Below are 24,736 nucleotides of genomic sequence, written 5' to 3' on the forward strand. Positions count from 1 at the left end.
TAGAACGGGGTTTCCGGCCGAATGACCCCGTTTCGGGTGGCACACAACAACGCGCCGTGCGGATACGCTTTCCGGATCCCACACTCGACACCGTCGAATCCAGCGAGGAGCAATTGTGCCCGAATCGTGGCCATACGAAACCCCGCACGAACCGAAGGACAATTCGCGATATCGACGAAAGCTCAGCCGGAGACTGGCGACCGCGGCGCTGGTCCTGCCGTCGGCGGCCTGGCCCGCGTGGGCCGTCGGGTGCGATCCGGACGACAAGGAGTGCCAGGTCGACGAGTACCTGACCAGCGTCAAGGGCGATCCCGACCAGCTGCGCGCGTTCCTGCTGGACCTGCCCAAGGGAGGTGACCTCCACAACCACCTCCGCGGTGCGGTCCCCACCGAGAAGCTGATCGACTACGCGATCAGGGACAACATCTGCATCAACGACCTGACGCTCCAGTCCCGCCGCCCGCAGCCCTGCAAGTCGCCCGAGCGGCCGGCGACGGACATGAACGGGGACGTGAACTTCCGCAACCGGGTGCTCGGCGCGTGGTCCATGGAGGGCTTCACGAACCCGGACCTGCAGGCGGGCCACGACCACTTCTTCGCCACGTTCGGCAAGTTCGGCGCGGCCGCCGACCGGCACGACGGCGACAGCCTCGCCGAGGTCGCCAGGATCACCGACCGGCAGAACCAGGTCTACCTGGAAACCCTGCTCGGAGCCCGGTCCACCGACACCAAGAAGCTGGTGAACAAGGTCTGGGGCACGCAGAAGCCGGTCACCCCCAACGATTTCGGCACGCTGCTCGACAAGCTCACCGAGAACGGGGCGATGGCCGCCATCGCGAACCACGCGGCGAACGACCTCGCGCAGGTCTACACCGACGCGCGCAACGAGTTGCAGTGCGCGGACCGCCAGAACGCCGATCCGGCCTGCGGGGTGGACATCCGCTTCGACCACCAGGTCGGCCGCAACCAGCCGCAGGCGGTCGTCTTCGCCCAGCTGCTGCTCGGGTTCCTGCTCCAGGGCACGCAGGGGTGGGACCGGTCGGTCGGGGTCAACCTCGTGCAGCCCGAGGACGGCAAGATCTCGCTGCGGGACTACCACCTGCAGATGCAGATGATCCGGTTCCTCAAGGGGAAGTTCCCCGGCAAGCACGTGACGCTGCACGCCGGAGAGCTGGTCAGCGGCCTGGAGGGGGTCAGCTACCACGACCTGACGTTCCACATCAACGACGCCGTCAACACCGCCGGTGCCGAACGGATCGGGCACGGCGTGGACCTGCGGCACGAGGACGAGTGGCGCGCCCTGACCCACGTGATGCGGGACCAGCACACCGCGCTCGAAGCCCCGCTGACCAGCAACTGCCAGATCCTCAAGGCGTGCGCCCCCGGCGAGGAGCCCGACACGCACCCGCTGACGGCGTACCGGGACGCGAACGTGCCGGTCGCGCTGGCCACCGACGACGCCGGGGTGTCGCGCAGCGACATGACGGAGGACTACCAGCGGGGCGTCACGCACTTCGCCCTGGACTACTACGCGCTGAAGAAGCTCACCCGGGACTCCCTGGAGTACGGGTTCATGCCCGGCGGAAGCCTGTGGCGCAACCGCGACGGCTTCGAGTTCGTGCAGCCGTGCGAGGGGGCCGATCCGAGCCAGGAGCACCCGGGCGGGACGTGCGGGGAGTACCTGGACGCCAACGTCAAGGCCAGTCTCCAGTGGACCCAGGAGCACCGGCTGCACGTGTTCGAGGAGAAGTACTCGAACGCCGCTCACCGACTCGCCGATCCCGCGGCGTGACGACGACCGATTCCGAGGAGGAACGATGACCCAGCCCTGGAACCCGCCCACCAAGGACAAACTCGACTTGAAGCTCGGCGTGGAGACGATCGAGAAGTTCGAGTCGTTCATGTACACCCTGGACGCCAAGGAGAACCGGGACAAGCTGAAAGACACGCAGAACACGCAGGTCCCCGAGTCGGTCAGGGAACTGCTCAAGATGATCGAGGAGAAGGGGACCGAGGAGAACCCGGGGTTCCTGCTGTACGCGCAGTACCTCCAGGACTCCCTCGACAAGCTCGCGAGCCTGGCCACCGTCATCGCCGAAGGCGGCAACAGCGAGTCGCAGGAGGCGTACAAGAACCTCGAAACGCAGGTGAAGAACTTCAACAACTACATCGACACCAACTACCCCAACGCGAAGGCGCTGCTGCAGATGTACGGGTCGTTCCGGCGCCCGTTGACCCTGGACGAGGGGCAGGCGCAGTTCCGCCGCAAGAAGTTGCAGGACCCGAAGTTGAAGAACAACCAGGACATCCAGGACGGCACCGTCATCGTCTCGGCGGCCGGGGTCGTGCTGACCAACGTGGCAGCGGCGGCGACCGTCGTGGTCGCGGCCGAGGCGGTGGTGTTCGCCGCCGCGTTCGTGGCCTGACGTCGAACGTCCACTGTGGAGCAATGCGCGAAGGGATCCCGATGTTCATCCGCCCGCACACCCTGTCGCTGATCACGACGCACCGCTGCACCGCCGCCTGCGACCACTGCTGCTTCGGCTGCACACCCGACATCCCGATGAGCAGGTCGATCCCGGTGGAACGGATGCGCGGGCTCATCGACGAGGCCGCCACCATGCCGAGCATGAAGGTCGTCGTGTTCACCGGCGGCGAGTGCTTCCTGTTCGGCCGCGACCTGGTCGAACTGGTCCGCCACGCGACCGAGCGGGGCCTGGCCACCCGCTGCGTGACGAACGGCTACTGGGCCCGCACCAGGAAGGCCGCCCGCAAGCGCCTCGGCGAACTGCGCGAGGCCGGGCTCGGGGAGCTCAACCTCTCGACGGGTTCGTTCCACGCCCGGTACGTGCCCGCGGAACGCATTGTGCACGCGGCGGCGGTGGCCGCGGAACTCGGGCTCGGGACGCTGGTCAACGCCGAGGTCTACGCCGAATCGGACTTCGACATCGACGCGATCACCGAGCACGAGGAGCTGGCCGGGCACATCCGGTCCGGTCGCCTGCGGGTGCAGCGCAACGTGTGGATGACCAACGACTGGGGCGAACAGGAGATCAGCCACGACGACCGGGCCTCCCGGTTCCGGGAGGAGAACAAGACCGGCTGCGACACCGTGCTCAACGTGCTGACGGTGACGCCGGACCAGGACCTCGTGGCGTGCTGCGGGCTCACCCAGGAACTCATCCCCGAGCTGCACCTCGGCTCGGTGGCGGACCGGCCGCTCACCGAGGTCGTGGAGCGGACGCCGGACGACTTCCTCAAGATCTGGATCCACGTCGAGGGACCGGAACGGGTCCTGGAGTTCGTCAAGCGGCACGTCCCGGACTACGAACTGCCCACCGACTCGGTGCACCCCTGCCAGACGTGCCTGCACCTGCACCGCGACGAGACCGCCAGGCGGGTGCTCCGCGAGCACTACCGCAGCGAGGAGGACCGCGTCACCGACCTCTACCTCGCGGGGATCGCGAGCCAGGCGGTCCGCAACCGGACGCTGCCGGCGTTCTCGACCGCGGAGAACTGAGCGGACCGGCGGACGCCCTGGGCCCCGGGGTCCAGGGCACTCGGACGATGGCGATTCCCCCGGCGGGAGCCGGGGGAATCGCCGCACCGGTTGACGGTTGGCGCCGTCAGTTCTTGACCATGACGGTCAGCAGCCACGACCCGTCGTGCTCCCAGTCCTCGCAGCCCGAGCCGACGACGTTGGGGTCCTCGGCCTCCAACTTGTGCCCCTCCGCCTTGCATGCCTCCAGGCTGGGGAACTGACCCTTCTCCACCGGATGAGCGTCGACGGCGAGCGCGGTGCCCGCACCCAGCACGGACATGCCGGCGACGCACAGCGCCAAGGTCGTGACGGTCTTCCGAATCCGCATGTAGCCGTTCCTCTTCGATCGAAATCACGGGATAGACGACAAATCGCCGTCTCCGGCGAACGTAGCCCACCGAGCTCGCACGCCATCGGTCCACCGGGGTGGGCCGGGGAATCCCCCACGCGCACGCGGGAATCGGCTGTCCCGGCGCGTGCGGCGGTGGAATCGCGCGCACCAGCCCCAGGTCACGCGGACCGCGGCCGAGGGGGGATCACTGAGTATTTCCACGGATGCGGGCGCCCCTTCCCCGGGAACTAGGCTCGGCCGGTCGGCCGCGAGCCGACGACGTCGCCGACCGGGGGAGTGCCATGACGGGCCCGCAGGACCAGGACGCGATGCCGAAGCCCAGGAGGCGAGGCCGCATCGCCGCGACCGTGGCGCTGCTGTTGCTGCTGCTGGTCGCGGGCGGCTTCCTGGTGGGCCTCTGGATGCTCGGCGCCGCCATGGGTTTCGGCGATGCCTGCTCGTTCACCCCGGAGTCGCTGCACTGCCCCAACGGCGAAATCGGCTTCCCGACCTACTGGACGTTCCTCGCCCTGCTGCCCGGCGGTCTGCTCGCCGGCCTGGTCCTCGGCTCCGTCGGCGGCGGGATCTCCATCCACCGCGGCAGAACCGGCCTTGCCTGGGCGGGCGCGGCGTGGGGCGTTTTCGCCCTCGCCTTCGTCCTCGCCACCGTCGTCGGTGGCTACGTGATGTGGTGACCGCGGGCGCCGGGGCGCCGGCTCCGGCGGTTCACATGCCGTTCAGCGCGGCGACCATCATCAGCACCGAGCCCGCGAGCCCACCGACGAGGATGACCGCCGAGGCGACCAGCGCCGGACCGACCCGGTACAGGTGCCGCACCACCAGGTACGCCGCCGCGGCGACGAGGAAGGGGAAGAACGCGAAGAAGGGGGCGAGCCAGGAACCCGCGCCCATCAAGACGACGCAACCCGCGGTGGCCAACGCCGACACCCGACCGCCGAAGTCCTTGCGGGTGGCCCGGTAGGTGAGCACACCGGCGAACACGGTGCTCCCGACCGGGAAGGAGAACGCCAGGAAGGCGCTGGACGCCAGGCAGCCCACCAGCCCGCCGACGAGGACGACCGCCGACACCGCCAACGCCGGGCCGACCGGGAGCAGGCCGCGCATCGCCAGGTGAACGGCCGCGGCGACGAGGAAGACGAAGAAGGGGAAGAGCGGTGAGAACGCGGAACTCGCGCCCACCAGGACGACACAACCCGCGGTGGCCAGCGCCGTTCCCCGCCTCCCGAAGTCCCGGCAGGTCAGCAGGTAGGTGACCGCACCGGCGACCACGGTGCTCCCGATGCGGAAGGGCAGGGTGAGGAGGAAGTCGGGTTGCATGCGCGCCAATCCCATCGTCTCGCTGGCGGGTGTCCGCTGCGGTGGACGCGCGGCGCCGACGGTGGATGCTCCACGAACGCCAGAAGTGCGATCGGTCTCCACCGCGCAACCTCATCGCACCTCGGACGTCGTAGGCCCTCCCGACCGCGAAACGCGACGACCGCGACCAACACCCGGGAAATCCCCCGGCTACCGGCGCGCGAACTGCGGCAGGAGCACTCGGTCGTGGGGAGGTCAGCAGGATGCTGAGCCAACGCGACCTCGTATCAGATGTCGAGGCCGTACAAGGATGCCGCGTTGGCTGACGAGAACTTCTGACGTTCCACATCGGAAGAGAACTGAGCCAGGAAGGAACTGATTTCCTCCCGGGTCGGCTGCTGGAAGGGGTAATCAGTCGAGAAGATCAACCGGTCGACGGAGGTTGCCGCCAGGGCGTGGTGCAGGAGCGCCGGGTTGAGCATGCCGGAGGTGGCGATGAAGAAGTTCGACCGCATGTAGTCGGACACGGATCGTTGCAAGCCCGCGATACGAGAAAGGATGTCGGCCCGGTCCAACCAGAACAACAGCATCTCCCCCCAGTGGCCGAGCACGACCTGGAGGTCCGGATGCCGGTCGAAGGTGCCTCGGAGTACCAGCCGCAGTGCCGCTGTCGCGGCGTCCAGGTGCCACCCCCATCCGAACGTGGCGAGGGCGAGATCGGTCATGGGATCGAAGCCGCGGTATGACGCGTCACGAACGGCAGGCGATGGCAGTTGAGGATGGATGAACACCGGTTGGCCGAGTTCCGCTGCGGCAGCGAAAAAGTCATCGTAGACGGGGTCATCGAGGAAGAGGTCGCCCGATCGGCCGTAGACCATGGTGCCCACGTGCCCCATGCCCGCAGCTCGTTCAAGCTCGCCCGCGACGTCCGTTGGCGACGACATGGGCAGCGTGGACAACGAACGAAATCGGTCCGGATGCCGGGCGACGGACGCTGCGGCCAGGTCGTTCGCGGCGCGGCTCAGCGCCAAGGCATTCTCGGGCGGCAGCGGCTGAGCTCCCGGCGGCGTCAGGGCGAGTATCGACATGTCGATGCCCTGGGCGTCCATCGCCGCGATGCGGCCCGCCCCCAGGTCCTCCAAACGTTCCAGATGGTCGCCCATCTCGTTGAAGACAAGGCTTTCGTCGCGGTGCGGCACAGCGCGCAGGGCGGACGTCAGGTCCGGCATGATCCAGTGTTCTTCGACAGCGATGAGAGGCATCGTCCTCGCCCTTGCCATTGCTCGGGTGTCGGCCACAGACGGGCACTCACCAGGGCACGGTCTGCCCCGAGCGGTCCAGGTACGCCAGACCGGGAGTGCCCAACTTGGACAGCAGGACGTCCACCAACAGCGGGACGCTCTCCTCAACGGTGAACGGTGCGTCCGGCCCCCCGAGCGCGGTGCGAATCCAGCCTGGCGCCAAGAGGACGAAGGCGCGCTGCGTCTCCGCCTGCCGGGCCGCGAAGCTGCGCATGAACATGTTCAAGGCCGCTTTGCTCCCCCGGTAGACCTCGCGGCCTGCGGTCGTGTTGTTCGTGATGCTGCCTTGCCCGGACGACATCGCTCCGATGAGTCCGGTGGGGGATACGAGATCTTCGAGCGCTTCGATGACGCGCATGGGGCTGAGCGCGTTGGTGATCATCACTTCGACGAAATCGGCTGTCGGAACCGCGCCGATCGGCGTCTGCTCGTTGTTCGTGGTGCCCGCGTTGACGAAGAGCAGGTCGAGCCGGCGTTGCGCGAGCCGCTCGTGCAGCGGCGCCAGGTGGTCGGGCTCGTTGATGTCGAGATGCTCGACGGTGACGCGCCCGCCGGCTCGATCCGCGAGATCGTGCAGGGGCGTCCGGGCAGTGGTGTCACGGACCGTGCCGATGACGCTCCAACCCCTGTCGAGGAATTCGGCCGCCATCGCGTGACCGAGGCCGCGCGAGGCCCCGATGATGAGAGCGGTAGGCGTGTTCTGCTCTGCGGCAGTCGATGACATCCGGCGTCATCTCCGTTCTTGTGCGGTCAGCTCACATCGTGCGTCCGTCACCGGGACTGGCGTCGGTCGGTGATGCTGCTGCGGCTTTTCTTCTGCGCGTCGCAAGTCTGTCCGCTGCGCTGTCGTCGGGGCGACTCGACAAGGCCCAGCTGTAGGATTCCCTCCATGGCAGGCGCACCGATGTCCGAGTCCGTCGCCGTCCAGCCCGACGATGTGCGAATCATTCGTGCGCTGCAGATCGATCCGCGGGCTTCTTTCGCCTCGATAGCAGCCGCGCTCGGCCTCACCGAAAGCACTGTCAACCGCCGGTACCGGCGGCTGCGCGCTGATGGCGTCATCCGCATCGCCGGTGTGGTCAACCCGGGGGCGCTGGCGCAGAGCAGGTGGCTGGTGCGACTCCGCTGCCGCCCCGGCAGCGTCGAAGCGATCGCCGACGCACTCGCCAAGCGCGAGGACGTCAACTGGGTAGCCCTGAGCGCAGCCGGCTGCGAAATCACCTGCGCGACCCAGTCACGGACTCAAGAACAGCGCGAAGACCTGCTCGGGCGACGACTTCCGCGCACAGCGGCGGTGCTCGACGTCAACGCCTTCGCCATGCTGCGCCAATTCATGGGAGGCCGCGGCCACTACTGGGCCGCCCTGCAGGGCGCGCTGTCCCCGGAGCAGGAAGCCATGCTCGGCAGCGACGGTTCCCCTTTCACCGAGTCCCCGGTCGTCACTCGCGATCCCGTGCGCCTGACAGCTGGGGACGAGAAGATCCTGAACGCTCTCGCCACGGACGGTCGCGCCAGTCTCGTGGACCTCGCCGCTGCGGCGGACTCCACTCCAGGGCGCGTGTCACGCCGCCTTCGCGCTTTGCTCCGGCGCCGCGTCGTCCACATCGACGTCGAGATCGCCGCAGCCGCTTTGGGCTATCACGCTCGGGCGAACCTGTGGCTGCGCGTGCATCCGGCGGCGGTGAAGAACGCCGGACGCACGCTTGCGCAGGAACCCGAGATCGCCTTCGCCGCGGCCGTCTCCGGGCCCCACAACATCCACGCCGTCGCACACTGCCGAGACCTCGACGAACTCTTCGAATTCACCTCGGATCGCCTCGGGTCCTTGACCGGACTGCAGAGCATGGAGGTCTCACCGGTACTGCGGCACGTCAAGCAGGCGGGCACGCTGCTGTCCGGCGACCGCCTCGTCGAGCCACCACGTACTCGACGAGCGTGACCGAAGGCGGGCCCGGCGGGCCCGCACTCCTGCCGCCGTTCCACGGCCGCGGATCTGGTCGGTGAATACCCGATTCGCGCGTCGCTGTCGCCGGGCTGGTGGGCACTGCCGGCCGGGTTCACCGAAGCCCGCAATGCTCCCGCAAAGCGAAAATCCCCTGCCGACGAAGCTCGTCGACAGGGGCTCTGAACTACCAGAACAGTGGTGCGCGATGCTGGGATTGAACCAGCGACCTCTACCGTGTCAAGGTAGCTGTCCACATCGCCATGACCTGCACAAACAGAGAATCGGCTGGTCAGCGCGGTGTTGCCAGAAGCCGTCGCATGCCGTTCGCTGCCGTTTGGCGCACGCGTCGGCTCCCACATTGCTCCCATCATGCGGCTCCCAACTTAGTGAAGTTATGATATTGGTCACGCTATAACCATGGAAGAATTCCATCTCGCTGTACGGCTGATGTCTGTCGGAGACAAGTATCTCGACGGCTACGCTGGCGTCCGTGCTGCCGCAGGCATCCCCGCACCTTCTCCCTGTGCGCACCGCCACCCTGCCGCGGCCGCAGCGCGGGGTCGAAGCGATGGCGCTCCGCGCATCGGCGGGGCCCCGGCACGTGCGACTGCGGAACCTGGTGTCCCAATGCTTCGAGCACCTCTGGTTTCCGGACCGCTTCACCGATCTTCAGGGCTGGTACGGCTCGGCGCTTCGGCATCGATGGCGTGCTCCCGCCTGCGTGCGACGTAGAGAACGGCACCGAGTATGGCCACCGCGACGAGCACGATCCCGGTGAAGATCATGAGGGCGGGTCCCAGCAGGTCCGGTCGGAACAGGTACATCGCGCCGAAGACCGCGGCGATGACCAGGAGGAGTGTCCAGGCGGCGCGGTCTGGGATCTTGGGGCGGATGGTCTGCCGTGCGCGTCCTTCGAGTTCGGGCCGTAGCCGGAGCATTCCGGCGGCGAGGTTGTTGATCTCGGCGCCGTGGTGCACCGAGTGCGTCACGCCGTTGTAGACCAGGGCCCAGAGTTGGGGGTTGGCTTCCAGGTCGCTGAGGGAGGTGCGCAGGTGGCGTCCGTCGGTGTCGCGGAGTCGGAGCGTCCAGCCGAACCACACGCCGCGCAGCGTGATGTGGGTGAGCTGGTAGGTGTCGACCCAGCGTCGGTTGACGCGCAGCCAGTCGGCCCCGGCGGTGAGCCGGACTCCCCACTCGCGGAAGAGGGTGATCAGGAAGACGGCTGCGAGCAGGCACCACGCGAAGGGGTCGGAGGCCCACGCGCCACCGCCGTCCGAGATCGAAAAGATGATCATGGTGACGACGGTGAGCACGCATCCCGTCGCGGGGGCCAGCCACCAGGGGTTTCCCTGCGCTTCCAGCGTCGGTCCACGTCCGTGTGGGGCGGTATCGCCGGCGCCGGGTTGTCCCGATTGCGCGGCCGACAGGCCCAGTACCGCGGGTGCTGCCGGTGGGCGTGGTTCTCCGGTCGCCGGGTCCGGCTTGGGGGGAAGGTTCGTCGTCATCGCGCAGCGACCGTATCCGCTAGTGGTAGTAGTGGTGGTCGATGTAGTAGCCGACGCCCGCGGCGGCCACGGTGCCCAGCAGCAGGGTTCCGCCGCTGGCGACGACACCGCTGATGTAGCCCGCCGAGGCGGCGGCGGTCATGAAAATGCCGACCGCGGCGCCGGTGGCGCTGGTGGCCACTCCCTTGGTGACCGCCTTTTCCTTGGGGACGCCGGAGTCGATCTCCTTCTTGACGTTGTAGACGGTGACGATGCCGCCGACGATACCCACGCCCCTGATGGACTTCCCGGCCAGTTGCTTGCCGATCGCCGAGCCGGGGATCTTCGCGTCGAGGTTCTTGGCCGACTGCGCGGCGGTTTCGGCCGTGCGCACCTTGCCCGCCCACATGATCTGGTTCGACAAGACCTTCTGCCGGTCCGCCGGGGTCAGGGTGGGGTCATCGAGGACGGCGAGGGCGCCCTCGGCGCGTGCTTGCGCGGTGGAGGCGACATCGGCGAGTGCTTTGGCGGTCGTGTGCGGTCCGCTGTACGCGCCGGTCAGCATCGGTGCCCATGCCCAGCCTTTCGGCACGAGATAGCTGCCGAGGTCCTTGTTCATGCTGATCGCGGCGATCAGCGTCTCGTGCGCGGCGTTTTCGTCGGCGCGTGCGTCGTCGACGGTGACCTTGACTTCGTTCCAGACGTCGCACTTGGCCCCGTAGTCGGCCAGGATGCGCTTGTCTTCCGGGGAGCGTTCCCGGTTTTCACGCCGAGCCCCGGGTCCCGGGTTGTAAAGGGGGATGTCGGGTTTCGGCGGTTCCTCGATCGTTGTTTCGGTGACGACCAAGCCGCCTTGGCGCGCGACCATGCGGGCCTGGTCGATCCGGGTGGTGACGGTGGCGATCGAGTTGGCGAAGTTCTCCAGCGCGATCTTGGCGCGATTCAGGAACTCGGCAACCTGGTCGGCGTCTCCGGCGTTGTCGGACACCAGGTCCCGGAACGCGTCACCGGCATCGCCTTCCCACATCGACTCCGACTCGGACTTCGCCCGGTGCAGTCCCGTACCGAGGTCGTGCATGCCCGCACAGACCGCGGCCAACCAGCGCGCGGCTTCCCGGCACGACCCGGGATCGGCCTCGACGACCGTGTTGATCGAGTGCCCCATCAGTTCCCCCCACGACCGTGGGGCATGTTCTCGGCAGCCCCGTCGTCGGTCTTGAGGTAATCCGTGCGGCCGGCCGCGACCTCATCAGCCGTGCGCAGCGTGCCGTCCAACAGCCCCGCCGAGGCGCGCAGCAGCGTCGCGATCGCGGCCTGCACCTCGGGCGAGGACTTCCCGGCGTTGACCTCACTGACCGGGTTCTTCGCCGCCGCATCGAGTTTGGCGGTCGAGGTGCGCATGTCGTCGGCCACCCGGCGCAGCGCGTCCGGGTTGACATTGATGCCGGTCATGAGTTGCGACCTTCCCCCTCGGTCTCGTGCGTGTGCCGGAACTCCTCGGGTAGCTCAATCCCCCACAGCACTTGTGCGGCGCCGACGTCGGACTGCACGTGCGAGACCCTGTCGCGAGGAATCGCGATCCACGGTTGTGCCTCGCCGCAGCAGGCCACCAGCTCTTCCAGGGAGTTGTAGGCCAGCATCACCAGGCGATCGTGACCGTCGCGACGCAGCTCGATGCGGGCTTCCTGATCATCCGGGCCGACGCGCTCGCTGGGCACATAGACGGTCGCGGCGACCTCCTCGGATTCGAACCCGGAGAACTCCGAGCCGAGCACGGCAGGGGCCTCAGAATCCCACTCCTCGCCCCACGCTTGGCTGCCATCCCGGCGCACACCAACACCCTTCCTGCTCTCTCATCCGGCCCCGCACCGTATCCGACCGCGGCTGGCAAGGAGGCCACGTGTGAGTCAGCCCCACCTCCAAGATCACCCGGACAGTCGAGTCGAAGAAAACACACGAGGCCGGTGCCGTAGATCATCTCTACAGCACCGGCCTCGGAGCTAGGTAGCGGAGAACTACTCAGTCACCGTCTTCATCCGCGTCGTCCTCACCATCCACACGACTGCCGACTCCAGTAGCTACCGGATCGACGTCAACGGGCACCGGAACCGGCGGACCCGTGACCTCGCTCGGCTGGTCGGGGTGAGACATCGAACTCTTCCGGAAAGGGGGCGCCTATCGAAAATGGGAAGGCGGGCGGCTGGAGAGGATCATTCGGTGTGCCGCCCGCCTAGGATGGGGTCACGCTAGATAGCATCACCTCCTGTCTATCTTCGTCATGCCAGCCGCGCGGCGCGCGTCTTTGAGTGCGGCCGCCATCTCGCTACCGCCCTCCCTCAGCACGGAACCTGTAGCTGGCGCATTGGATGTGGCCGAGGCCCGGCCGGGGGCGGGGTGCCCTGGGCCGGGCACGCCGTACTCGCGCGCGTTCGGGTTGCACGCCGCGTCCCCCGACTGCGACGTCGTGCTCACGCACTCCACGGCCGGACGCCCTGGTGAACAGGCACGCGCGACGTGGGCGATCACCTGGACGGTGTCCTGGCGCGGATTCGACGGCACCGCCCCGGTTGCTGGCACGCTGCCGCCGATGACCTCCCGGGCCACCACCGAACTCGCTGTCGCCGAGGCGCAATCGGTGACCACTGGCTAAAGCCGTAGAACACGTTTCTCCTGTATTTTTCGTTGATTCCTTCCTTTCTGCACCGGGAGAGGTATGTCCACAACAGACACGTCACACGTAACGAGCCACCGCGCCGAGACGGACACCCCTACCTCGCCGCGGGTGCCGCGGAAGCGGCGCACCGGGGTGTGGATCGCTGCGGGAGTGCTCGTCGTGGCCGGGACCGTCGGGAATGCCGCGTTGATCAACGCGCTGGCGGATCGGGCACCAGTGCTGGTGCTGGCCCGGGACGTTTCGTGGGGGCAGCGGATCTCGGCTGAGGACGTGCAGCCCGTCTCACTGCCCGCCGCGGTCGGCCGCTACGCGGTGTCGGAGTCCGAGCGTGCTCAGGTCATCGGTCGTACCGCTGCCGAGAACCTCCACGCCGGGCAGCTCCTCGGCCGCCGAGACACCACCCGCCAGGCCGTCCCCGGCCCCGGGCAGCGCGTGATCGGCGTTCGGCTCGAAATCGGCCGGTTCCCCGCGCGCGGGTTGATCGCCGACGATTCTGTCGCGGTCCGCCCCGCCCCGAGATCTTTCGGCACGGGATCTCCTGGGGAAGAGAGCTCGTCACCAGGTGCGGAGTTCTTCGCGCGGGTGGTGCGGGTCTCGCCGCCGGATGCGGACGGGGCGATCACCGCTGATTTGCTTATCGCTGATTCCACCGCTGCGACCGCTGTCGCCGCTGCCATCCAAGGCGCCCAGGTCAGCCTCCTCGGCCCTGCCCAGCACTGACGCTCCTACGATGAAAAGACCCTCTCGTGATCACAGCCATGATTTCCGCGCTCGGGGCGCGGGGTGTGTCGACGACGGTGGCGGCGTTGGCGACCGCCTGGCCCGGCCCCGTTCTCGCGGTGGACGCCGACCCGGCACGTGGATCCCTGGTGCCGGGGTGGTTGTCGCGGTGGTGGGTCGATGGCCGGATCACCACCGAGACCGGGGTGGCCACGGTCGCCGCTGCCACCCGTGGGATGACCTCGGTGCCGGCCGAAGCGCTGGCCGGGCACTCCCAGGATGTCCCGCATGCCCGCCACGTCCGCGTCCTGTCCGGTGTGCTGCATCGAGAGCAGTCGCTCGCGATCGGCTCGGATGGTTGGCATCCCTTGGGAAGCGCGCTGCGCGACCTCACTATCTCGGGCCCGGACGTGCTCATCGACGCCGGTCGGCGCGATCCGCAGACCTCGTGACCACTGCTTGCCGAGGCCGACCGGATCTTGCTGGCCGCGCGGCCCCGGTTGCGGTCGTGCTCGGGCAGCACCGACCTCGCGATGTCGCTGCGCGCCCGCTATGGCGACCGCGTCCAACTCGCCGTCCTCGCAGGCGATTCCCAGTCAGCGGCCGACACGGCCGCTGCGCTGGATCTCCCGGTCGCGATCACGGTGCCGATGGATTTGCCGTCATCGCAGGTGTTCGCCGACGGCATCCACGGGCCAGTGCATCTGGAGCGTCGCCCGCTGTGGAAGGCGGTCCGCCGAATTGCTCGGGGGCTGCATCGACAGGCGCGCCGGCCGGTCGGGTTCGACTACGAGCCGGATGTGGAGATGCGGGAGGTGGGCGTCGAATGAGCACCCGCCGCCTGTTGCCGGTCTTCGATGACGGTGACCCGATCCCCGACCCCGAGACCGTCAAGCAGCTCTGGGCGGCTGTGGCGGCGCGGTTGGACGCGGGCGAGTCGGACGTGGACACCGTGTTGAAAGACGAGCTCACCCGCTGGACAGCCGCCGGCTCGCCGGACTCCTCGCTGAGCGCGGAGCACCGGCTCGGCCAGGCCGTGCGCGGGGCCTTGGCCGGGCTCGGCGGGCTGGCACCGCTGCTGGACCGGGATGGGGTCGAGAACATCCACATCCACGGTTGCGACCACGTTCTGGTGGAGTGCGCGGATGGCACGACGGCTCGGTGGCCGTACCCGGTGGCCGACTCCGACGAGGCGCTGTTGGAGCTGCTCGGTGAGCTGTTCGCCCGTTGCGGTCGCACCGCGCGGGAGTTCTCCCCGGCCCGGCCGATCGCGAACCTCCGCATCGCTGCTGGAGGACCGCTCGACGCGCGGGTCGCAGCGGTGCGGGAAGTCTGCGAACGGCCGAGGGTCGCGATCCGTCGCCACCGCCTCGCCCACGCGACCTTGGACGACCTCCACGCGGGGGGCACCCTCGATGCGTCCATGCGGGACTTCCTCGCCGCAGCCGTGGCCGCAGGGCTCAACCTGTTGGTGACCGGCGGCCCGTACGCGGGCAAGACGACCCTGTTGCGGGCGCTGTGCCAGCAGATCCCCGCCACGGAACATGTGGTCACCGTCGAGGACGACTACGAGCTCGGTCTGCATCTGGATCAACAGCGCCACCCGCTGGTCACCGCCTGGGAAGCCCGCGCCGCCGGGGCCGAAGGCGTCGGTGAGATCACCCTGGACGACCTGCTCAAGCAGGCGCTTCGGCATTCCCCGTCGAGGGTCGTGGTCGGCGAGGTGCGTGCCGGGGAGATCACGGCACTGCTGCGCGCACTCGGCAACGGCGCAACCGGAGGTATGGGCACCCTGCACGCCACCAGTGCACGCTCCGTACCGGAACGCATCGCCGCCCTCGGTCAGCTCGCCGACCCGCCCCTGCCGATCCCCGCGGCACACCGCTGGACCGCCTCGGCCCTGGATCTGATCGTGCATGTCGCGCGCCATGACCACCCCGCCGGGCGCACCCGCTCAGTGGCCGAGGTGGTCGAGGTCGGGCCCGTCGGCGATGCCGAGACACCCGACTTCACTCCGCTTTTCGCCACTGCACCGGGAACGCCCGAGTCGATTCCGGTCGGGCCGCCAAGCCCTGGGCTGTTGGAGCGGCTCACCGCAGCCGGGCACGATGCGCGGGTGTTCGACCTTCCCACGGCATGGGGAGGCGGTTCCCGGTGAATGTCGACGAACTCGCCGGAGCAGCGTGCGGGCTCGCACTGGCCACCGCCGTGCTCATTGTCCTCTATGGACATCTCCCGGTACTGCGGCTCGGACGCACACGGTGGTGGACGTGGTCGCGACGCGGGTGGCAGCAGACCGCAGCCGCAGTGCTGCTCGGCGCCGGGGCGTGGTGGGTGACCAGATGGCCGGTGGCCGGGCCCGCCGTGGCCGCCGCCGTGCTCGGGCTGCCCCGCGTGCTCGCCCCGACTGCCTCGCGGGTTGCGATCACGCGCGGCGAAGCGGTGGCGAGCTGGACACGGCGGGTCGGGGATCTGCTGGCTTCCGGTGCTGGCGGGCTTTCGCAGGCGATCACCCGTTCCGCCGACACCGCCCCCGCGCCCATCGCCGGGGCGGTCCAGCGCTTGGCACATCGAATCCGCAGCGACGGGACCGAGCCCGCACTTCGGGCCTTCGCCGACGAACTCGCCGATCCCGCCGCCGACGCTGTCGTGCTCGCCCTGCTGCTGAGACTGCGAGCCGGTGGACGCGGCCTCGCAGACCTGCTGCACGCCCAGGCCGAGGCCCAATCCGAGCAAGTGCGCACCCGGCGGCAGGTCGAAGCCGACCGCGCCAAGCCACGCACCACGGTGCGCTGCTTGATCGCGATCGTCGCCGTGATGCTCGCCGGGCTGTTCCTCTTCGCCGGGCACTACCTGACCCCGTTCTCCACCCTGACCGGGCAGATCGTGCTGGCCGTACTCACCGCAATCGGCGCGGGGGCGGTGGCCTGGATGCACCGACTGACCGCTTCGCCCACCGCCGAGCGCGTCCTGATCGGCACACAGCGGAAGGAGGTGCAAGCCCGATGATCTCGCTCGCCCTCGTGCTCGGACTCGTCGTCGGCGCCGGCCTGGCCACCATGCTCGTCGCCGCAGCACCAGCACCTCGATTGGATCTGCACGCCGCGCTGCACCAAGCCACGGCTTCACCCCCGTCGACGCCGTCGGGTCTCATCGCCGCACTGGCCGAGTGTGCCCAGACTTGGCGGCATCCGTGGATGGGAGTCCCGACGGCGGACCTGGATCTGCTGGAGAAGAATGCGCAGCACTACCTGGCACGGCGCCTACACCTCGCGCTCGCCGGGCTCGCCGCGGGGGCGGTGCTCAGCCTCCTCGCCGCGAACTCCGATCTGCTTCCCACCGCCCTGACGGTGGTCGGTGCACTGGGCGGAGCCGCTATCGGCTGGATGTGGCCGTACGTCGCGGTGCGCCAGACTGCGGCAGCTCGCCGGGACGCCTACCGGCGGGTGCTGGCGGTCTACCTCGACCTCGTCGCCCAGGAACGCAGTGCCGGCCGCGCCGCCACCCCTGCGTTGCGGGAGGCAGCCGAGGCCAGCGAGCACCCGCTGTTCCGTCGCATCCGCGCCACCGTGACCTCAGCCCACCGGCACGGCAACACCCCGTGGGAGGCACTACGCGCACTCGGTAGCCGCATTCACCTGCCCGACCTGGTGGACGTGGCCGATCTCGCCGACACCGCCGCGGGAGGGGCTGCCATCGTACCAGCCTGCACACCAAAGCGACCGCGCTGCGACATGCCGCGCTGGCCGCCGACACCGCCGAGGCCAACGCCCGCAGCGAACGGCTCACCGTGCCGGTCTCCCTGCTCATGGTCACTGTCCTCGGCCTCGTTCTCTACCCCACCGCCGCACAACTAGTCGCCACCTAACCGCTGAAGGAGCCTGCGATGACCACCGTCCGTTCCCTCACCCGCCGCACCGCGGCCGTCGTGGCGCACTTCGCGCTGGTACTCGTGCTCGCCGCGACCACTGCCCTCGACCGGCTGCCCCGCTGGGCCGCGCGGGTCCAGGCCGACGACACCGGGTCGGAGACGACCGAGAAAGCCGTACTCACCGCCATCGGCCTGGCCGTCGCGGTCGGGCTCGGCGCCGCCATCACCGCAGTGGTGAACAAATACCAGGGCCAGATCCACTGAAAGCTCCCGATCATGACAGTCCACACCAGACAGCCCCGTGCGGATCAGGGTTCGGAAACGGTGGAAACCGCGGTCCTGGCCGCAGTCGTGCTCGTGACGCTGATCTCGGTGGTGCAGGCCGGATTGTGGTGGCACACCCGCAGCCTGTGCCACCACGCCGCCGCCCTCGGCCTGCACGCCGCCCGCGCCTATGCCGCCGACCCCGCCGCTGGCCGGGCCTCGGCCGCACAGTTCCTGCACCGCACCCCGAACGCCGCCGCCGACCCGCTCATCACGGTCACCGGTACCGATAGGGAGGTATCCGTGCAGGTCTCGGCCACCGCCCCACACCTACTGCCGCTGCCGATCGACTTCCGCGCCACGCAAACCGCCACCGGGGCTCGCGAGCGCTTCACCACTCCGGGAGGTAGTCGCTGATGAAACTCGACGACAACGGATCAGCGAGCATCGAGGTCGCCGTGCTCACCCCGATGGTGCTCCTCGTCCTCGTCCTGGTCGTGGCCGGTGGGCGAGTCGTCACCGCCCACGCTGCACTCGACACCGCCACCACCAGTGCCGCGCGTGCTGCCTCGATCGCCCGCACCGCACCCGCCGCACAACAGCAGGCCACTGCGACCGCCGAGGCAGCCCTGCGCGAGCAGGGCGTGCACTGCGCCCAGCAGCAGGTGTCGGTGGACAGCATCGGGTTCGACCGACCGATCGGACAGCCCGGCACCGTTGCGGTACACGCGGCCTGCGCTGTGCTCCTCGCAGACCTCACATTGCCCTTGATGCCCGGCAGCATCCCGCTGCGCTCGCACGCAGCGAGCCCGCTTGATCCATACCGGGAGCGGACATGAGACCGGCCGACGACCTCGAGCGGGGTTCGGTGAGCGTGCTGGTAGCAGTGCTGCTGCCGTGCCTGCTGCTGGTACTCGCGCTCGTCGTCGATGGTGCCGACCGGATGCGCGCGCTGGCCCGGGCCGACGAGGTCGCCGCCGAAGCCGCCCGCGCCGCCCTTGCCGCGCTGGACACCCGCGGGCCGCAGATCACCCTCGATCCCACCCAGGCCCGCAGCACCGCTCAACACGTGCTCGCCGCCAGCGGACACCACGGCGAGATCACTTTCCACGGCCGAGCAGTCGAAGTCTCCGTCACACACACCGAGCCCGCGGTCATCGGTCTGTTCGGCCCGGCCCATCGCGTCACCGGCCACGCCGACGCCGCACTCGGCGTCGGCACCACCAATCCAGGACTCGCACCATGACCGGACTCCGGGCTCTGCTGCGCTGGCTGACCGCCGCAAGCGGTCTGGTCTTCGCCGTGCTCGTGTTGCCCACCGGGCTCGTGCTCGCCACCCAAGCCGCCCCGTGGCCCCACGGGCTCACACCACCACCGCTGGACTCCGGGATGTACAGGGACTCCGCGTGGGCCGACTTCGAGGCGTGGCTCGTCGCGACGTATCACGAAATCCGGCTGCAGCTCCCGGTCGACGACGTAGTGGTCCTCGGTGGACTGCTCGTGCTCTGGGGCCTGTGGGCGGCCTTGATCTGTTGCATCGTCACCGACACCTGCGCTCTGATCCGCTACGGCGCCCAGCAGCTGTGCACCGAAGACCGCCACGGTGTGCGGGGCTGGATCACGGCGGTGGTGACCAGCACCGTGCTCGTCGGCACGGCCGCACCGAGCGTGGCCTCGGCCCTCCCTTCCAGTCCGGTGGCGGCGAGCGCGCCCCGCCACCCCGGCGGCCCGCAGCGCACCCCCGAAGCGCCACGGGTCGCACCGGCCACGGACGGGCCCGCCCCAGACCCGTCCGTGGCCGGGCCGGCCGTCCACGTCCACCGCGGCGACAGCCTCTGGACGCTCGCCAAGGAACACCTCGGGGACGGAAATCGATGGCGGGAGATCACTGATCTCAACCCGCAACTGGCCCCGCAGCCGCAGTTCCTGCGCGCCGGACAATGGCTGCGCATGCCCGACGACGCTGTTCGCCTGCAACCCCCGCCGGTGCCCGACGGAGCCAGGTGGGTCACCGTCGCCAGCGGGGACACCCTCGCCGGGCTCGCCGAGCGCTACCTCGGCGAGGCGTGGCGCTGGCCGGAAATCTTCGAACTCAACCGCGGCCGCACCCAGCCCGACCACCACGCCCTGCACAACCCCGAGATCCTGTTTCCCGGATGGCTCCTGGCGATCCCGCGCGCCGAGGCCCCGGACAATCCCACCCCACCCGGGCAGGACACCCCAGCCCCTCCACCGACGCCCACCTCGCCCAGCACGCCTCCGCCTGCTCCTGCGCTTGCGGGTTCGGCTGCCGCACCACGGCCCGAACCTGCGCCCGCCTCGCAGCCACGGGTGCGGGCGCGGGTGGTCGAGGGAGTCGTGATCGGGCTGATCGCCGCCGGAACCCTGACCGCCGCGGCGTATCGGTGGCGGCGACGCCGCACATCCCGCGCTCCCGCCGCCCCGCCACCAACCGTCTATTCCCTGCCAATCGCCTTGAAACGCACTCACCTCCGCACCGACCAGCCCGCCGCGATATCGGCCCCGCCCACGGGCGGGGAGTGCGAGGCCGAGCACGCCGAGCCGCCTCCCGCCGGGCGGGTGCAGGCTCGTGTGACGGTGTTCGGCTCGCCCCGGCTGTACTGGCGTCCCGAGACCGAGGCGCCCGCACACGAGGTGGTGTTGCAGCCGCGGATGGTGTCCCTGCTGACATTCCTGGCGCTGCATCCTCGCGGGGCCGGCCGGGAAGAGATCCTGGAGGCTCTCTGGGGCGAGCACGCCGCGGGCAGCAACGCGCTCAACACCACCCTGACCCGGTTGGGGCGCACCCTCAGCGGCCACGACCCCGCACTCGCAGAGCTGGTGGTCGCCGGGGAAGGACGGCGCTGCCGGATCAATCCCGAGCTGACCACAGTGGACTATTGGGAGTTCACCACAGCCCACGCTGCGCGCCGCCAAGCCCGCTCCGACGATGAGCGCGCGACCGCGGACCAGGAGATCATTTCCGCCTACGCCGGCTGGCTCGCTGACGGCCTCGACGCCCCCTGGGCTGAACCCGCCCGCGCCCACGCCCACCGCGCGTTCCTCGATGCCATAGCCGGCCGCGCCCACGACCTGCGCGAGACAGCCCCGCAGCACGCGCTCGACATGCTCGAACACGCCCGGGAATTCGCCCCCGATCACGAACCGCTGTATCGCGACATCATGCGTCTGCAAGCCCGCCTCGGGCTGTACGAAGCCATTCCCCGCACCCTCGAACTCCTGCACACAAGCCTCGCCGCCCTCGGCACCGTTCCCAGCAACGAAACCCGCGCACTCGCCGAGCAGCTCCGCCGCGAGCGCCTCTCCACGGAGACATAAAAGAGCCCCTCGGCACGTCGAGCGCACTGCGCTTTCCGACTCGCCGAAAGAGAACACCGCCTCCGCGAAACCCCTTTCTCTGCAGGAATGTCCTCGCCGGAACTGCTGCGGACCGTGACACAAAAGGTCCCTGGTATAGCCAGACCCACCAGCCGATCCGCACACCGAGGTCGTCTGCGGTCACGTGATCGTCAGCGGCGAGCATGATTGCCGCAGGGGGTTCCGACCGGGGTTCCATGCGGGGTTCCGCTTCGGGTTCCGCTTAAACCGGCACCCCCGCGCGGAGCGATCCGCGCAGGTCACAACGGCTTGTTAGCGGCCGCGGCGCTCCCAGACTCGGTCGTGCCCACCACGACAGGGCACATCAGCAGCAGGCGGGCGCACTCTCGAACGCCGCGGTCTTGTCCGCATGGTCCCGCCGGGCATACCTCGCCCCCGCCCTCCTGTTCCCCTATTTCTTTACTTTCCCTGCTCCCAGCGTATTCTTCTCGCTCCGCAGGTCTTGTCGTCGACGGGTTCGCGAGTCGCATTCGCCCGGGCTGACACGGTTGCATTCCACGACGAGGACACGGTTTTCGCTGGTCACGGCGCCGGATTTTTCTACAAGAGGACCCATTTGGAGGGTCGTTTTTCCTTGAGAGGTCGTTCGGTGGAGAGTTAGCTTTGAATCGTTCGCGGGGATCACCCGCAATTCCGCCGAATGGTGAAACCCGCGCTGTGCGCGCATTCTGCGAAAGGACGAGCTATGCCTTCCAGCACCCCCAACAGCACCACCGCCCCCGCCGCTCATCGGGCCGCCTGCGTAGGGGTGAGCTGCGTGCCCAGGTGGCCCGAGTACTCGCCGATGACCGCAAGGGTGAGCACAGCCCGCGGCAGGTGGCCGCGAAGCTGGGCCGTTCGGCCGGGGCAGTGGGCAACGCGTTGAAGACCCTGGCGGACCAGGGCGCCGCGCAGGTCACCAGTACCTCCCCGCTGCGGTACCAGGCCACGCGAACCACCCGCAAGGCCGCCACCGGCGCCCCGGCGGCGCGCGCGGCGAAGCCCGCCACCCCCGCAAAGTCCAGCACGTCGGCGCAGTCCGGAGCGGCGACGCCCGCCCCGGAAACCACGGTCGCGCGGAACGGCACCAGCGCGGGCGCGGCGGCCTCCCCGGCGGCGCCGGTGTCGGGGCCGGTGACGCGGCCGAACGGCCAGCAGTACCACCCGCGAAGCCTGGCGGGTCTGCCGGACGTGACCGCCTTGCAAAGGCTGCGGGCGGCAGAGGTGCCGGTGCTGCTGTACGGCCCGCCCGGTACCGGCAAAACCGCCGTGGTCGAGGCTGCCTTCGGTGACGTGATCACGATCGCCGGGGACGGGGACACCACGGTCGCGGATCTGGTGGGTGAATACACCCAGACCCCGGACGGGCGGTACGAATTCGTGCACGGCCCGCTGATCACTGCCATGCGCGAAGGCCGCCCGCTGTTCATCGACGACGCGTCGCTGATCCCTCCAACCGTCCTCGCCGTCGTGTACCCCGCGATGGATGGGCGACGGAAAATCACGATCAAGGCCAACGGCGGCGAACGTGTCACCATCGCGGCCGGGTTCTAGGTGATCGCCGGACACAACCCCGGCGTTCACGGCGCGATCGTGACCGACGCCCTGTCCTCCCCGCTTTTCGGCCCAGGTACAGGTGTCCAGCGACTACGACCTCGCCAAGCAGCTCAAGACCGATCCCCGGGCGGTGCGGGTGGCCCGCAACCTCGCCACCAAGCAGGACAAGGGCGAGATCGGCTGGGCGCCGCAACTGCGCGAGTTGATCGCATTCGACCGCATCGCCGCCGTGCTGGGCGCGCACGCAGCGGCCGGGAACCTGCTCAACCTCGCCCCCGAAGAGGACCGCGACACCGTCGCCGCAGTCGTGCGGTCCGCGTTCGGCGGCACGGTCGCACCCCTGGCGCTCGGCGCCCGCATCTAGCCCGACCGTTCGCGAATTCGCCCACTGTGTAAGGAGATTCCGCGCCATGAGTACGCACCTGATTGCCGCCCCAACCGCTACCCCCACCGCGGCTCCCGCGTCGCTGTCGCCGGACTGGTGGGCACTGTCGGCCGGGTTCACCGAGGAAGCCCCGGTCATCGCCGACCGGGATGATCTGATCGTCACCATTGCCCCCGGGGCCGGGCACGGCTCCCCTGCGTGTTTCCTGCCATCGCACGCCTTGATCGAGATCGACGGCGTCCACCTGGGCCCGATCCACCCCCGCACCGCCGATCCGGCCGACCCCGCCGACCGCACCCGCTACAGCACCGCGTGGGGGTTGTTCACCCACGAATGCGCCCACGCGCGGCACACCCGGTGGAACCCGCCCGCCGGGACCCCAGCCGGGGTAGCGGAGGCCGCGATGCTGTTGGAGGAGTCCCGCATCGAAGCCGCCCACCTGTGCCGCCGCCCCGACGATAGGCACTGGCTACGCTCCAGCGCCCGAAACCTGATCTTGGGTGACATGCCTACCAGCAGCACCGGCATGGACGCGGCGTCCGCCGCACAGGCGGCGGGGCTACTACTGGCCCGCCGCGATGCCGGGATCCTGAACAACAGAGAAACCCTGGCCGTCACCCGGGTCATCCACGGCATCCTCGGAACTTCCACATTGGACACTCTGAGGGAATTGTGGCTGCTCGCGCACAACGTTGCCGACGACGATGCGGAGGCCATGCTCGAACTGGGCCGCCGCTGGTGCCACGCCATCGGAACCGACCCCAATACCCACGCCACCAGCACCGGGAGGCGCGGCACGGGTGGTCCCGGGGCCGGTGGTGCAGCGGTGGGTTCCGGATCGGGGCAAGCGGACCCGTCGCCGTTGGCGCAGGTGATCCAGCACACCGTGGACGTGGTCGCGCGGAACGTCGCGGACGAGCCGGCCCCCGGTGCCGGGCAGGCGGCGGCGAAAGCCAACCGGCAGGCCGCCGAACGCGCCGCGCAGCAAGATGCCCGCACCGCCGCGCGGGCGGTGTTCGGCCGCAGCCCAGACGGCACGACCGGGACAGGCACCGGCACGGCCGGGACCCGTCAACCCAGCAGCGACGAACGACGGGCGGCACGCACCCTGGCCCGCGCCCTGAATTCCGCTGGGGTCACCGAACGCCACACCATCCGCACCACGTCGCCCGTGCCGCCCGGGCGGTTGCGCATGCGCGGGGCACTCGCCGCCGACGCTCAGCGCGCAGCCGGGCAGATACCCACCGCGGAACCGTTCACCCGCACCCACCGCCGCGTGGCCCCGGCACCGCCGTTGAAGATCGGCATCGCCTGCGACGTGAGCGGGTCCATGTCCCGCTGCACCGACGCGGTCGCCTCAGCGGCGTGGATTCTGGCCGACGCGACCCGCCACACACCGATGCCCGCCGAATCAGCGACCGTCCTGTTCGGACAGAAAGTGCGGGCCCTGACCCACCCCGGCACCGCACCGCGGGCGGTGACCGAATTCGATGCCCGCGACGGGTACCACGACATCCCGAAGGCGATCCGGGCCCTGGATGGCGCCCTGGAGTTGTCCCACCCCGGGACGGCGCGACTGCTCGTGATCATCAGTGATGGGCAATTCGAACGCGACCGCTACGCAGCCGGGCAACGACTCCTGGACCGGCTGCGCGCGACCGGGTGCGGGGTGCTGTGGCTGGCCACCGACCCGGGAGCCAACCCCATGACCGGAGCGACGGTGCACGACCTGACCGACCCGGCGACCACCGCCGCCGTGATCGGCAGGGCCGCAGCCGCCGCCCTGCGCACCACCTCCCGACACAGCTGAACCCTCGCAGCGATCGTGTGCGGTGCGGCGCCGCCCCAGTCGGCCCCGCACCGCACACGGTCATCCATGCCGCCTGGGACGCTCAGCCCACCGCCCACCAGCGGCCCGCCGCCACAGGGCACGGCTGCACGTCGGCGGCGTCGGGTCAGCGCTGTCAA

Annotated in this window: 28 protein-coding genes; 20 read left to right on the forward strand and 8 right to left on the reverse strand. The window is 69.4% G+C overall.

Annotated elements, in window-relative coordinates; translation table 11 throughout:
- Positions 1-115 precede the first annotated feature (115 nt).
- From NV263_RS27230 to NV263_RS27240, 3 genes are read left to right on the forward strand one after another with little or no spacing between them, the layout of a single operon-like run.
- Positions 116-1,792, forward strand: coding sequence for an amidohydrolase family protein (locus tag NV263_RS27230; protein ID WP_263249552.1), 1,677 nt, complete (start codon positions 116-118; stop codon positions 1,790-1,792).
- A 25-nt stretch (positions 1,793-1,817) separates the two neighbouring features.
- On the forward strand, positions 1,818-2,426 hold the full coding sequence (locus NV263_RS27235; RefSeq protein WP_263249553.1) for a hypothetical protein: 609 nt from the start codon (positions 1,818-1,820) through the stop codon (positions 2,424-2,426).
- Between the two features lie 23 nt (positions 2,427-2,449).
- Positions 2,450-3,520, forward strand: a complete 1,071-nt coding sequence (locus NV263_RS27240) for a radical SAM protein (RefSeq protein ID WP_263249554.1) — start codon at positions 2,450-2,452, stop codon at positions 3,518-3,520.
- A 106-nt stretch (positions 3,521-3,626) separates the two neighbouring features.
- Here the strand turns inward: NV263_RS27240 and NV263_RS27245 are convergent, their stop codons facing one another.
- Complete coding sequence (locus NV263_RS27245; protein ID WP_263249555.1) at positions 3,627-3,869, reverse strand: hypothetical protein; 243 nt, start codon at positions 3,867-3,869, stop codon at positions 3,627-3,629.
- Positions 3,870-4,174: 305 nt separating this feature from the next.
- Here NV263_RS27245 and NV263_RS27250 point away from each other — a divergent pair, with 305 nt between their 5' ends.
- Entirely contained in the window at positions 4,175-4,567 is a 393-nt protein-coding gene (locus NV263_RS27250) for a hypothetical protein (protein ID WP_263249557.1), read from the forward strand.
- Positions 4,568-4,598: 31 nt separating this feature from the next.
- Here the strand turns inward: NV263_RS27250 and NV263_RS27255 are convergent, their stop codons facing one another.
- From NV263_RS27255 to NV263_RS27265, 3 genes are all read right to left on the reverse strand, one after another.
- Positions 4,599-5,210 carry a hypothetical protein gene (locus NV263_RS27255; RefSeq protein ID WP_263249558.1) on the reverse strand — a complete coding sequence of 204 codons (612 nt, stop codon included), beginning with the start codon at positions 5,208-5,210 and terminating at the stop codon, positions 4,599-4,601.
- Between the two features lie 266 nt (positions 5,211-5,476).
- Positions 5,477-6,451, reverse strand: coding sequence for an amidohydrolase family protein (locus NV263_RS27260; RefSeq protein WP_263249560.1), 975 nt, complete (start codon positions 6,449-6,451; stop codon positions 5,477-5,479).
- Between the two features lie 46 nt (positions 6,452-6,497).
- Entirely contained in the window at positions 6,498-7,214 is a 717-nt protein-coding gene (locus NV263_RS27265) for an SDR family NAD(P)-dependent oxidoreductase (protein WP_263249561.1), read from the reverse strand.
- 165 nt (positions 7,215-7,379) lie between these two features.
- On the opposite strand from NV263_RS27265, the gene NV263_RS27270 reads away from it, so the two are divergent.
- Positions 7,380-8,429, forward strand: a complete 1,050-nt coding sequence (locus tag NV263_RS27270) for an Lrp/AsnC family transcriptional regulator (protein WP_263249562.1) — start codon at positions 7,380-7,382, stop codon at positions 8,427-8,429.
- Positions 8,430-9,094: 665 nt separating this feature from the next.
- Here the strand turns inward: NV263_RS27270 and NV263_RS27275 are convergent.
- From NV263_RS27275 to NV263_RS27290, 4 genes are all read right to left on the reverse strand, one after another.
- Positions 9,095-9,730: a hypothetical protein gene (locus tag NV263_RS27275; protein ID WP_263249563.1), complete on the reverse strand. Its 636-nt coding sequence runs from the start codon at positions 9,728-9,730 to the stop codon at positions 9,095-9,097.
- A gap of 229 nt (positions 9,731-9,959) precedes the next feature.
- Positions 9,960-11,084 (reverse strand): WXG100 family type VII secretion target, encoded by a 1,125-nt coding sequence (locus NV263_RS27280; RefSeq protein ID WP_397545608.1) that lies wholly within the window; start codon positions 11,082-11,084, stop codon positions 9,960-9,962.
- The gene (locus tag NV263_RS27285) at positions 11,084-11,371 is read right to left on the reverse strand and encodes a hypothetical protein (protein ID WP_263249566.1); all 288 of its coding nucleotides are present in this window, start codon (positions 11,369-11,371) and stop codon (positions 11,084-11,086) included. Before NV263_RS27285 ends, NV263_RS27280 begins: the two co-directional genes overlap by 1 nt.
- The gene (locus tag NV263_RS27290; RefSeq protein WP_263249567.1) at positions 11,368-11,694 is read right to left on the reverse strand and encodes an SAV_915 family protein; all 327 of its coding nucleotides are present in this window, start codon (positions 11,692-11,694) and stop codon (positions 11,368-11,370) included. Before NV263_RS27290 ends, NV263_RS27285 begins: the two co-directional genes overlap by 4 nt.
- A gap of 587 nt (positions 11,695-12,281) precedes the next feature.
- On the opposite strand from NV263_RS27290, the gene NV263_RS27295 reads away from it, so the two are divergent.
- The 15 genes from NV263_RS27295 (at position 12,282) to NV263_RS27360 (ending at position 24,578) form a co-directional block, all read left to right on the forward strand.
- Positions 12,282-12,569, forward strand: coding sequence for a hypothetical protein (locus tag NV263_RS27295; protein ID WP_263249569.1), 288 nt, complete (start codon positions 12,282-12,284; stop codon positions 12,567-12,569).
- Positions 12,570-12,752: 183 nt separating this feature from the next.
- A complete protein-coding gene (locus NV263_RS27300) occupies positions 12,753-13,313 on the forward strand; it encodes an SAF domain-containing protein (protein WP_263249571.1) in 561 nt (186 codons plus the stop codon).
- A 119-nt stretch (positions 13,314-13,432) separates the two neighbouring features.
- Complete coding sequence (locus NV263_RS27305; RefSeq protein WP_263249572.1) at positions 13,433-13,765, forward strand: hypothetical protein; 333 nt, start codon at positions 13,433-13,435, stop codon at positions 13,763-13,765.
- Between the two features lie 81 nt (positions 13,766-13,846).
- Positions 13,847-14,143 (forward strand): hypothetical protein, encoded by a 297-nt coding sequence (locus NV263_RS27310; protein ID WP_263249573.1) that lies wholly within the window; start codon positions 13,847-13,849, stop codon positions 14,141-14,143.
- Positions 14,140-15,471, forward strand: coding sequence for a CpaF family protein (locus NV263_RS27315; RefSeq protein WP_263249575.1), 1,332 nt, complete (start codon positions 14,140-14,142; stop codon positions 15,469-15,471). The genes NV263_RS27310 and NV263_RS27315 overlap by 4 nt, the downstream gene beginning before the upstream one ends.
- A 206-nt stretch (positions 15,472-15,677) precedes the next feature.
- Positions 15,678-16,322 carry a type II secretion system F family protein gene (locus NV263_RS27320; RefSeq protein WP_263249577.1) on the forward strand — a complete coding sequence of 215 codons (645 nt, stop codon included), beginning with the start codon at positions 15,678-15,680 and terminating at the stop codon, positions 16,320-16,322.
- The gene (locus NV263_RS27325) at positions 16,319-17,170 is read left to right on the forward strand and encodes a pilus assembly protein TadB (protein ID WP_263249579.1); all 852 of its coding nucleotides are present in this window, start codon (positions 16,319-16,321) and stop codon (positions 17,168-17,170) included. Before NV263_RS27320 ends, NV263_RS27325 begins: the two co-directional genes overlap by 4 nt.
- A gap of 29 nt (positions 17,171-17,199) precedes the next feature.
- Positions 17,200-17,448, forward strand: coding sequence for a hypothetical protein (locus tag NV263_RS27330; protein WP_263249581.1), 249 nt, complete (start codon positions 17,200-17,202; stop codon positions 17,446-17,448).
- A gap of 60 nt (positions 17,449-17,508) precedes the next feature.
- Positions 17,509-17,865 (forward strand): TadE/TadG family type IV pilus assembly protein, encoded by a 357-nt coding sequence (locus tag NV263_RS27335; RefSeq protein WP_263249582.1) that lies wholly within the window; start codon positions 17,509-17,511, stop codon positions 17,863-17,865.
- On the forward strand, positions 17,865-18,287 hold the full coding sequence (locus tag NV263_RS27340; RefSeq protein WP_263249583.1) for a TadE/TadG family type IV pilus assembly protein: 423 nt from the start codon (positions 17,865-17,867) through the stop codon (positions 18,285-18,287). Before NV263_RS27335 ends, NV263_RS27340 begins: the two co-directional genes overlap by 1 nt.
- Positions 18,284-18,694: a hypothetical protein gene (locus NV263_RS27345; RefSeq protein WP_263249584.1), complete on the forward strand. Its 411-nt coding sequence runs from the start codon at positions 18,284-18,286 to the stop codon at positions 18,692-18,694. The genes NV263_RS27340 and NV263_RS27345 overlap by 4 nt, the downstream gene beginning before the upstream one ends.
- Complete coding sequence (locus NV263_RS27350; RefSeq protein ID WP_263249585.1) at positions 18,691-20,787, forward strand: LysM peptidoglycan-binding domain-containing protein; 2,097 nt, start codon at positions 18,691-18,693, stop codon at positions 20,785-20,787. Before NV263_RS27345 ends, NV263_RS27350 begins: the two co-directional genes overlap by 4 nt.
- An 876-nt stretch (positions 20,788-21,663) precedes the next feature.
- On the forward strand, positions 21,664-22,380 hold the full coding sequence (locus NV263_RS30605; protein ID WP_317630374.1) for an AAA family ATPase: 717 nt from the start codon (positions 21,664-21,666) through the stop codon (positions 22,378-22,380).
- A gap of 82 nt (positions 22,381-22,462) precedes the next feature.
- The gene (locus NV263_RS30610; protein WP_317630375.1) at positions 22,463-22,747 is read left to right on the forward strand and encodes a hypothetical protein; all 285 of its coding nucleotides are present in this window, start codon (positions 22,463-22,465) and stop codon (positions 22,745-22,747) included.
- Between the two features lie 46 nt (positions 22,748-22,793).
- On the forward strand, positions 22,794-24,578 hold the full coding sequence (locus tag NV263_RS27360) for a vWA domain-containing protein (RefSeq protein ID WP_263249586.1): 1,785 nt from the start codon (positions 22,794-22,796) through the stop codon (positions 24,576-24,578).
- Positions 24,579-24,736: the final 158 nt, after the last annotated feature.

This window comes from Saccharopolyspora rosea, assembly GCF_025643595.1.
Taxonomy (GTDB): domain Bacteria; phylum Actinomycetota; class Actinomycetes; order Mycobacteriales; family Pseudonocardiaceae; genus Saccharopolyspora; species Saccharopolyspora rosea.

What these genes read in the sequence shown, in the direction of transcription:
- NV263_RS27340 (WP_263249583.1), top strand. Translation starts at nt 17,865, where the DNA reads ATGAAACTCGACGACAACGGATCAGCGAGCATCGAGGTCGCCGTGCTC.
- NV263_RS27275 (WP_263249563.1), bottom strand. Translation starts at nt 9,730, where the DNA reads ATGATCATCTTTTCGATCTCGGACGGCGGTGGCGCGTGGGCCTCCGAC.
- NV263_RS27270 (WP_263249562.1), top strand. Translation starts at nt 7,380, where the DNA reads ATGGCAGGCGCACCGATGTCCGAGTCCGTCGCCGTCCAGCCCGACGAT.
- NV263_RS27350 (WP_263249585.1), top strand. Translation starts at nt 18,691, where the DNA reads ATGACCGGACTCCGGGCTCTGCTGCGCTGGCTGACCGCCGCAAGCGGT.
- NV263_RS27255 (WP_263249558.1), bottom strand. Translation starts at nt 5,210, where the DNA reads ATGCAACCCGACTTCCTCCTCACCCTGCCCTTCCGCATCGGGAGCACC.
- NV263_RS27285 (WP_263249566.1), bottom strand. Translation starts at nt 11,371, where the DNA reads ATGACCGGCATCAATGTCAACCCGGACGCGCTGCGCCGGGTGGCCGAC.
- NV263_RS27235 (WP_263249553.1), top strand. Translation starts at nt 1,818, where the DNA reads ATGACCCAGCCCTGGAACCCGCCCACCAAGGACAAACTCGACTTGAAG.
- NV263_RS27245 (WP_263249555.1), bottom strand. Translation starts at nt 3,869, where the DNA reads ATGCGGATTCGGAAGACCGTCACGACCTTGGCGCTGTGCGTCGCCGGC.
- NV263_RS27260 (WP_263249560.1), bottom strand. Translation starts at nt 6,451, where the DNA reads ATGCCTCTCATCGCTGTCGAAGAACACTGGATCATGCCGGACCTGACG.
- NV263_RS27315 (WP_263249575.1), top strand. Translation starts at nt 14,140, where the DNA reads ATGAGCACCCGCCGCCTGTTGCCGGTCTTCGATGACGGTGACCCGATC.
- NV263_RS27250 (WP_263249557.1), top strand. Translation starts at nt 4,175, where the DNA reads ATGACGGGCCCGCAGGACCAGGACGCGATGCCGAAGCCCAGGAGGCGA.
- NV263_RS27240 (WP_263249554.1), top strand. Translation starts at nt 2,450, where the DNA reads ATGCGCGAAGGGATCCCGATGTTCATCCGCCCGCACACCCTGTCGCTG.
- NV263_RS27265 (WP_263249561.1), bottom strand. Translation starts at nt 7,214, where the DNA reads ATGTCATCGACTGCCGCAGAGCAGAACACGCCTACCGCTCTCATCATC.
- NV263_RS27310 (WP_263249573.1), top strand. Translation starts at nt 13,847, where the DNA reads ATGTCGCTGCGCGCCCGCTATGGCGACCGCGTCCAACTCGCCGTCCTC.
- NV263_RS27330 (WP_263249581.1), top strand. Translation starts at nt 17,200, where the DNA reads ATGACCACCGTCCGTTCCCTCACCCGCCGCACCGCGGCCGTCGTGGCG.
- NV263_RS27280 (WP_397545608.1), bottom strand. Translation starts at nt 11,084, where the DNA reads ATGGGGCACTCGATCAACACGGTCGTCGAGGCCGATCCCGGGTCGTGC.
- NV263_RS27345 (WP_263249584.1), top strand. Translation starts at nt 18,284, where the DNA reads ATGAGACCGGCCGACGACCTCGAGCGGGGTTCGGTGAGCGTGCTGGTA.
- NV263_RS27325 (WP_263249579.1), top strand. Translation starts at nt 16,319, where the DNA reads ATGATCTCGCTCGCCCTCGTGCTCGGACTCGTCGTCGGCGCCGGCCTG.
- NV263_RS27360 (WP_263249586.1), top strand. Translation starts at nt 22,794, where the DNA reads ATGAGTACGCACCTGATTGCCGCCCCAACCGCTACCCCCACCGCGGCT.